Source organism: Terrabacter sp. P5_B1, from assembly GCF_056400505.1.
The window spans coordinates 1-8,413 of record NZ_JBFULD010000183.1 but is presented as its reverse complement, the minus strand read 5'-3'; the positions used below and the strand labels follow the sequence as shown (position 1 = coordinate 8,413).

At 63.3% G+C, this 8,413-nt stretch carries 4 protein-coding genes; 2 read left to right on the top strand and 2 right to left on the bottom strand.

Annotation, left to right across the window (positions count from 1 at the left end):
* Both AC1DP0_RS13735 and AC1DP0_RS13730 read right to left on the bottom strand, forming a co-directional pair.
* The coding region (locus tag AC1DP0_RS13735) for a hypothetical protein (protein ID WP_478085110.1) at positions 1–637 on the bottom strand (637 nt) is incomplete at its 3' end.
* Positions 638–1,343: 706 nt separating this feature from the next.
* Positions 1,344–1,715, bottom strand: a complete 372-nt coding sequence (locus AC1DP0_RS13730) for a hypothetical protein (protein WP_478085109.1) — start codon at positions 1,713–1,715, stop codon at positions 1,344–1,346.
* A 1,558-nt stretch (positions 1,716–3,273) separates the two neighbouring features.
* Between AC1DP0_RS13730 and AC1DP0_RS13725 the strand changes: the two genes are divergently transcribed.
* Together AC1DP0_RS13725 and AC1DP0_RS13720 are read left to right on the top strand one after the other, a co-directional pair.
* Positions 3,274–6,369 carry a CHAT domain-containing protein gene (locus AC1DP0_RS13725; RefSeq protein WP_478085108.1) on the top strand — a complete coding sequence of 1,032 codons (3,096 nt, stop codon included), beginning with the start codon at positions 3,274–3,276 and terminating at the stop codon, positions 6,367–6,369.
* A gap of 999 nt (positions 6,370–7,368) precedes the next feature.
* On the top strand, positions 7,369–7,755 hold the full coding sequence (locus AC1DP0_RS13720; RefSeq protein WP_478085107.1) for a Crp/Fnr family transcriptional regulator: 387 nt from the start codon (positions 7,369–7,371) through the stop codon (positions 7,753–7,755).
* Positions 7,756–8,413 lie beyond the last annotated feature (658 nt).

Sequence of the window (8,413 nt, the reverse complement as noted above, 5' to 3'; positions counted from 1 at the left end):
TCACACGCCCTCGAGTGCCAACTTTCTCTTCTAGCGCTTGCCGGGCTTCGTCCACGTTGAAGGCGTTTGTTACTACGAGCAGTCGATCCGCGACGCCCACCTGCGACAGCAGGGGGCCCAATGTGCTGCCCTTGAAGGGCCGCCGCGGATCCGACTTGTACTTTGACTCCACTAAGAGCTTCACGTCACGCATCTTCAGCTCAAAGTCAGCTTGGTCACGGGCTCGGCCCGGTGCGGCTGAGATGCCGAGGCCAGGAAGCGTCCGGCGCAATGCTGCGTGGAGAGCTTCGTCGTACTCAGCAGCCGGATGCATAGGCAGGGTTCCTGTCCGCTGCGCCTCGGATAGTCTGCTGCGAAGGCTTTCCAACTCTTGGACGGCGGCACTCTCCCCAGCGTCCTTCGCCGCATCGATTTGTTGGTCGACCGTCTGGACGACTTCCTCCCAGAAGAACTCGTTTCCGGAAACAACTATTCGAGACGGCCAACGGCCAATTAGCGCTAGGACACTTGCCCCCAGCCCCGCAGCAATGAGTGCCACCGCGCCCGATCCTTCAACCACTGTGAACGTCGCGATTGACCCGGCCACCCAAGAGCCGAGCCCCGCGACGCCGAGGGCTATTCGCTCTCTGCGCTTCATTCGGTGGACCTGAGCCGATCCTCGCTCTTGCGGCTGTCGTTCTGGGGACATGTCGCTCACTCTGACACGGTCGGGGCTCCGTAGGGGGGCGACGTCGTTCATCCCCCGGGCGGCAGGACGCGCCAACCTACTTGGGCTAGTGCTGCCATAGCGGCCTCCATTGTCGCCGGTACCACCAAGCTCGTGCGCGCCAGCGCGCTCTTCGCGTGCCGACGAACGGATCCAAGGGGGATCTGCCGAGTGAAGGATGTCGCGGAGCAGGTGCTCGAAGCACGGCGCCTCGTCGAGTCGATTGCGGCGCGCAAGCTACGCCGGCTGGCGGCGGAAGGACACAGGTCCCAGCCATCGAGAACTGCGTTAGCCCAATAAGAGGCAGCCCGCCAGTCGCTACGGTCCCTTGGACATGGCCACTTACCTCCTGCACGAGGTCGACGCGGACACCGCGATTGAGTGGGGAGCCGTATTAGCACGCCGAGGCATACTCTGCCCCGCGAGCATTTTAGTTAGTTCCCGACTTGCTCGGCGGAGAAGAGAACAGCGCTCTCATGGGCACGACACACACGGATCGGCACCGGCAGCTGAACGAGCGCATGCAGACCGGGCAGGTTTCGCCCGGCCCCGTCCGCATCGGCATGTCGGGTTGGCGCCCCACGGCCAAAGGAGTGTCGGCCGCACTCACTCGTGCCGGCGGTCCCGATACCGCTGTTCAGTCCTCATCTCCAAGCGCCTCGCGCAGGAAGCGCGCGATGGCCTCCACCGGCACGTCACCATCAACGTCTACTCGCAATGCTCGATTGCCGCGATTGCCGCGAATGGTGATGCGCTCTTCCTTTTGGATGACCCTGGCACGGATCCAGGTGGCGAATGCCTGGATTGTCTGCGGGGTTTGGAGCAGTGTTACGAGGGCAGCCGAGTCCACCCCCACTGCAATGACAGCCTCAATGAGCTCGCCCCGGAGGATCGGAGCGCGCGCCGCAAGTCCACTCTGTACGAGCTCATCAACACTGTCCTGTGGCACTGAGATCACTACCAGGTGTGGAGGGGCCGGTGATGTCTCAGTGAGTGGGTCGTCGTCCATACATGCATCATCGCCTAACCTCCGCGGCCAGACGACCAACGGAAGCGTCTGTGCGCAACCCGCAACCGGCAACCCGATCGGGTCGCCGGTTCGCTGAACAGACAACTTGCGGGCACAAGCAGGTCACCCAGAACCTCGGCCTTGACGCGGTACGGGAGACGTGCCACACGTGCGCCGGGCCCAGCCCGGAAGTCGGCAGGCCTAGGCAGCCGCCTGATTCGCTCGGGCCCGAGCCACGCCCACTTGAGGTCGAGAAGCGTCACCGTGACAGCACAACCGCAACCTCCGCGCTCAGGGCGCGGCCAGCAACGGCCCTTGCGGGCTCAGTACGGATCAGTGACGGCGGCGGTCGCGATCACCGCGACCCCACGGCTGATCACCAGCGCCAACCCGGTGCGGGCCCACCAACGAGACCGACGCCAAGTGCCTACGATAACCATTCGCCGGGTGTCTAGATGTGAGAGCGTTCAACTTCATCCAGCATCTATAGGAGAGCCGTGAAGAGCGAAATAGCGATCTCGCACCCTCCGACTCCGTTGGTCAGCGAGGCGCTTGAGGTAGCTCTCATCCTTGCCTCTGAGCGTGACCGCGGGGAGCTCGCTGATCTCCCTCACCTGCTCGAGGTGGCGCTGTTCAACAGCGATCGGGCGAGCAGGTCTCGCCTGACTGTCACCCGCCTGGGTGGCGATGCGCTCTTCGCCACCGACGCCGGTGATGACTATGGGCATGCAAGGGGCCGTCTCGCCACGGCAACTCGAGCTAGCGGATGGACCGGCGCCGCGTCGCAGGCTCTAGCCAGACTCAACTATTGGAGCGAGCGCACGGGCGATGTCAACGTTGACACCGTTCACCTCCTGCTCGCGTGTATCGAGGCTGGCGAAACCGATGCCGAAATGGGGCCAGCGATGCGGGGGGTAGGACTGACTGTGCGTGAGGCCCTCCGGGAGTCACTCGGCATACGCGACCGGGTTAGTCCCCAGGACCGGCAGCGGCGCCTGCGCGGGCCAATCGATGCTGGGTCACGTCCTGGCCGCCCGTCCGCGACCGAATACAGCGAATCGAAGGCCGCCGTCCGTTCGCCAGGAATACTGCATTTCGCCTTTCGGTCACAAGCAAGCGGAGCCTTCTTCTCCGACGAACCTGTCCAGCAATATCTTACGAAACTAACCATGTCGTCGCTCGCAGCCAGCGCTGGCTGTTGGTTCTTATGGGTCGCCACTATCGCTTGGTCGACCCAGCATAACGGGTGGCGGTCACTGCTCGCGCTTGCTGGCCTCCTCTTCACAACCAACCGTCTGCCGACACTTGTTGCGGTGCTCGGATCCGCAGCCCCCGCCGCGGTTGCATGGCAATTGGGAGGCTCCATCGTCATGCCAATCGCTGCCCTGTGCTTTCAGGCCGCCGAAATCGTGAGTGACAGACTTGGTTTGCAGGCCGTACGCGCCGAGGCGGCGGAACCCCGTCTTAGTGTAGGTGATGCCCGCCGAGATGCGCGAACCAGCCGGCTCGCGGGAAGGAACATCACGTCAGCCCGTGTGAGTGAGAGGTTCGGTCTTCAATGAGCCGTTCTACGCTTAATCCGTTCGAAGCCTCAACGACAGCGGAGAACCTCCGGGAATGGTTGCTGAATCGCAATCGAACAAACGAGGACAAGGAGTCCTACAGCGACGTTCCGCTCGCAGCTCTTACCAGACCCGGCATGGGATATGAAGCTTTAAAGAGTCCATTGGCGACCGCTTTTGTGCTCTGGGAGAATGGGTCCAGGATCCGCAAGTATTCAAGCAGAAAAATGATAGCGACGTTCGAGGTCGATGACGCCGCGGCGTGGAACAACCTCGTGGTCCGGCACTACCTCGGACCGCGTCTCATCCCGGTAATGGGCTGTGCCGTGATCCTCGGGACCTCGGGGATCCCCACGATGCAGACGATCGTGCTGACTGTGGTGGCTCTGGCCGTCTCGGGATGGGCACCCATCCGGGCGGCACTTGTAGCCGTTGCAGCCGCAATCTGGCTGGCTTTCTTAGCACCCAGCATGTTGATTTGGTTGGCGGCAATAGTATTCGTCTTCAGGGTCTTTCGAGCGGGCTTGAATGTCTTGCTGATGGGGGTCTTCGCTGAGCGGCCCTCCAGTCCGCTAGCGTTCCTCGGAAGCTTCGCGCAGAGCAAGGCCCTCGTATCCCCGCTCTGGTCATCTGTGACCCTTGCAGTGGACAAAGCAACTTCGGAAGATCGCCGACGAACTCGATTCTTCCTCGACGCGGCACGCGAGCACGACGTGGACGGCCGTTTCGCCACCGTTCTACAGCAGTGCGAGGCACTGGCGTGTCTGGCGACTCCGGACTATCAGAAAGCGCTGGCGCTTAGCGAACACTCGCGGACCGGATCCCCTGCCGGCGATCCCGCCTTGGCTGGTTGGCTCGCCGCCCAGCACGGTGACATTCTTAACGCCGCCGGCGAGTCCACATTAGCCGAACAGGCTTGGCGTGACGCCGCCGACTTACTGCTGTCAGCGGGACGTCGAGGCGCGTACTGGTGGGAGCATACCCAGTTCCGCCTGGCCTCGGTACTTCTCTCTGATCTGAACGACACTGCACGTTGCCTTGATGGTCTCCGAATAATCTATCGCTTGCGCCGCCGCGGAATTCGTCGAGGGTCACATTCACTCATCCGGCAAACTGAGAACTGCATGCTGCCTTTAATGTACCAGGCTGGAAACGGCGCAGGGGCAGCTGCACACTTCTCGGCGCTCCTTGCCCGAGGCCGCGAGACGAGCAGGTCGACCTTCGGGATTTCAAAGGCGGAAGTTGCAACGGAGCAAGTCTTGCTCGCCGCCCTAATACTCGACTCGACAGATCACTCGGAGGAGTACAGCGACATCTTCGAGATAGACGACCGCGCCGTCGCCTTGGAGGCAGCGGCCGAGGCCGCCGCCAACGCTCTCTTCGCGTTGCACGCTACTCCCGCGCCCACGATTACAGCGCAGGCGTACGCGGTGCTCGCTGAGGTCCTTCGGCGGCAGGGAAATGTCGACGAAGCACTGGGCAACGCACTCGCGGCGTTGAACATCGTCCAACACGTTCGTTACCAACTTCCGACGGCCCGCTGGCGACAGAACTGGGTCGCGAGGTTCGCGGCCACCTACCAACTGGCCCTTCAGCTTGCTTGGCCGGGGGACGCACCTCTGGTCGCCGAACTACTGGAAGTCGTGCGCGCCCAATCCGTCCCTATGCCCCCCGACCTAGGCGCTACGCTGCTCAGGTCGTCATTTGAGTCGCTGCTGAGCACGGTGGCGCCCGCGACCCCCGGCCAACCTGGCGACGCTATACACATTGAATCCGATCCACTCTTGGATTCGACGCCGCTGGTGATGGGCGCCTCGTGGGTCGGCGGAGACTCTGACGCTGCGACCGACTTCGACGGCATCATTGGCGACCTATTTCCGTTGGGCTGGTACTGGAGTTTTGCTCGAGTGGGCGACCACATCGTGCACGCTTGGCGCGACCCACAGGGAAAGTGGTTCACCGCACGGACGTCATACCAAAGCATCGAACTGCCCCTTCGCCGGCTGCTACTCGCCCTTCCGATACAACTGGCCGGCGAGGAGTCCCTCATCAACCGCCTCCTCGCTAGCCCGTTATTTGCCTCGGACCCAGACCAGACGATTCATGGGGTGCCGGCCAGCCAAGCGCTGGACGCTCTCTTCAACGACCTCGCCCCTTCAATCCCGCCTGAAATCCGTCAGGCGCTTTCAAGTTCACAGCAGCTTCATCAGCTCGTGGTCGCACCAATAGGCAGCCTTTGTCTCATCCCTTTGGCGATGCTTCCGGTCGACCGTGACCGGCGGCTGATGGACGTTGCAACCATCGTTCATATGCCAGCTTTGACGCTGGTGGCGCGACGGGCCGCACAACCGCCGGGGCCAGCAGGCGGCAAGAGCACCGTCGAGAGTGTGATCGCGGTCGTGGCCCCGGACCATGACCCTGCTGTCCAAGCGGCCGACACATTAATCTATGCACTTAAAGCTCCGCGCCGGGACCGCACCGTGGTGACCGGCCCACTACGTCTACCGGACGTGGCAAAGATCTTCAACGGGGCGTGCGCGAACGACCAACTTCTACACATCAGCGGACATGTCGACGTCCCCGACCCCGCAGACCCGGGGTCCTCGGGTCTCCGTTTAGCGGGGGGGAACCTCTTGACGTTGCGCTCCTTCTACAAGCTGAACGCCGCAGGAGGGCAGGCTCTGCGTGTTCCGCGGCGGGTGGTGCTCGCAGGATGCCAAAGCATGGGCGTATATCGGCATGAGGCCGAAGTTCCAACGCTACTAGAGGCACCTGAATGGCTGGGCCTCGGGGCGGCAGTTGTCTACGGCGGGGCGGAACACGTGTATTGCACCCTCTTCCCCATACCGGAGGACCCAACCACTACCCGAATCGAAGACATTCTGGATAGCGCAATGCTCCAGGGCCCAGCGCCCGAACTCGCGCTCCGGGAGGTGCAGCGCGGTGAATTGCTCCGTTGGCGTAGGAGGGAAGGGTCGATGCCCATGGTGTTTTTGGCGTTTGCCTATGTCGGCATCGGCGGGACCCAGAGAATGCCGAGCCCAGTAGAGTTGACTTGGGAAAGTGCTGAGCGCCATCTGCGAGTGGCCTGATCCTACGTCGCCAGCTCCATGAGTCTCTGTCCTGAACGACCTCCGTCAAGGCCTAGATCGCCATGACTTGCTGGCCGAGCTCAGGACTTACGCCCCGTAAATCCGTCGATTGTGCTGTTTCGTGACAACTTCGCCCCGCAAGTTTTGGCTCGATGATCCAGACCTCCTCTGAAAATGATCGCCTCCGCAGCATGTGCACGAACCAACAACGTCAAAGGGCGAGGGCTGCGCCCGTAGTGGGCGGTAGGCGGCAGCTTCCAACACGCCCTATCTGGGCGGGATGGGTCGCCCTTCGTGGGTCGGAGTGGGCGTGGCCCGAAACGGCAAAGCGGCCGGGAGCAACTACGGCCCAGATGGTGTCAAGGGGCAACCGATCGGGCGGTGAAATCACAGTTCCGAGATGCGAGCGGTCCTTGGAGCGCGCGGCAGTCGAACAGCGCCGTCGGCAATCTTCGCGAGATCTTGCCCTTCAGGACCTCCGCGCTCGGGACCTGAGCGCGCACCTCCTGCCGCGCTGCTCGGGCCCAGTGATGGATCGAGCTCGACAGGCGCGCCGCGGCTGATGCCGCGATCGGCATCCTGCATGGCTGCCTCAGAACCGGCGCGCTGTACGACGAAGACACCGCCTGGGCGCACATCTTCCACCGTGCCCCTACACAGCTACAGAACCTGGGATGTCTGCCGCTGTGCGGTCGCTTTAGGAAACTCAATGACTCGGTGGCCGTCCGGCGCCGATGGGACAGGTCCGCAGAGCGGGCAACCAGTCAGCGGAGAGCTGGACGTGCGGAGTGCATCGAACTGCCTCGACTAGACGCGATGACGTGACTGCCCGCCCGCGCGGACGTGCTGCTTGACTCTCTTGCCTTCTGCATGGCGCCGGACGGGATCTACCCCGATCGGGTGAGCCCAGACGGCAGCTCGCGGCATAATGTGGAGCACTGACGTTGTGAGGAGTCCGTCATGGCACGAGATCGAGCGCACGAGGCGATCATCGCCAACGTGGACCTCTTCCAGGACCTGTCCAAGGCGCAGCTGAAGAGGTTGGCCAGCGCGTCGACCGAGGTCTCGCACCCGCCGGGGAAGGCAGTGGCGACGGAGGGCCGCAGTGGGGTGGCCTTCCACCTCATCATCGAGGGGTCAGCAACCGTGAGCAAAGACGGTCGTGAACTGCGCACCCTCGGCCCGGGTGACTACTTCGGCGAGATCAGCATGATCGACGGTCGACCGCGATCCGCGACCGTCACTGCGCAAGAGCCCCTGAAGGCGATGGCGATTCCCCACCAGGACTTCGAGGCGGTGATCGACGAGGATCCCGAGTTCGCCCGGCGCCTTCTCAAAACTCTTTGCGCGCGTCTGCGCGAGGCTGAGGCGAGAGCCTCCGGCTGATCTTCAGCTACGAGACCCATGCCGCTGATCGAGGAGGCGACTTGACCTCAGCGGTACTTGGCGACTACCTCGATGGTGCCCACGATGTGTCGGTTGAACTCGTCAAGGTCCTCGGCCGGGATCCAGTACCGGTTCACGGCATGTAGAGCAGGGCAGGCCGCCTGCGTCACCCACTGGCGGAGCACGACCTGGGAGCAGCGGCCAACGCCATCAACGCCGTTCGCGCGGCCGAGTCCGAAGCGTCTCCGGCCACAACAGCGTCAGCCGATCGCGACGGGGGGCCGAGCTCGCCCGGCGACCACGTGACCCGATGACAGACGCTTCAGCAGTTGTAAAGGATGCCTTCTGCTGCCGCGATCGTTGCGCCGTCTCCGGGCTGACCGTCGGACGGAACGACAGGTACACGTGTGCCGGGCAGTGATCCGTGCACCGGGCGCGAAGAGGGCGGTGTCGCGCGTCCGTGACCGACCGGGCGGTAGCGCAAAGCCTGCACCGTGCCGAGCGGGGAGAGGACCGAAGGTGGACGGCGGGACGGCGGCGGCTTCTGTCAGCGTCGGGTGAAAACTGACCCCTGATCGACGGGTGAAAACGGACCCCTCTCCGTGAGCCTGTGGAGGGTGATCAGCGTGGAGGACTGGGCAGAGATTCGTCGGTTGCA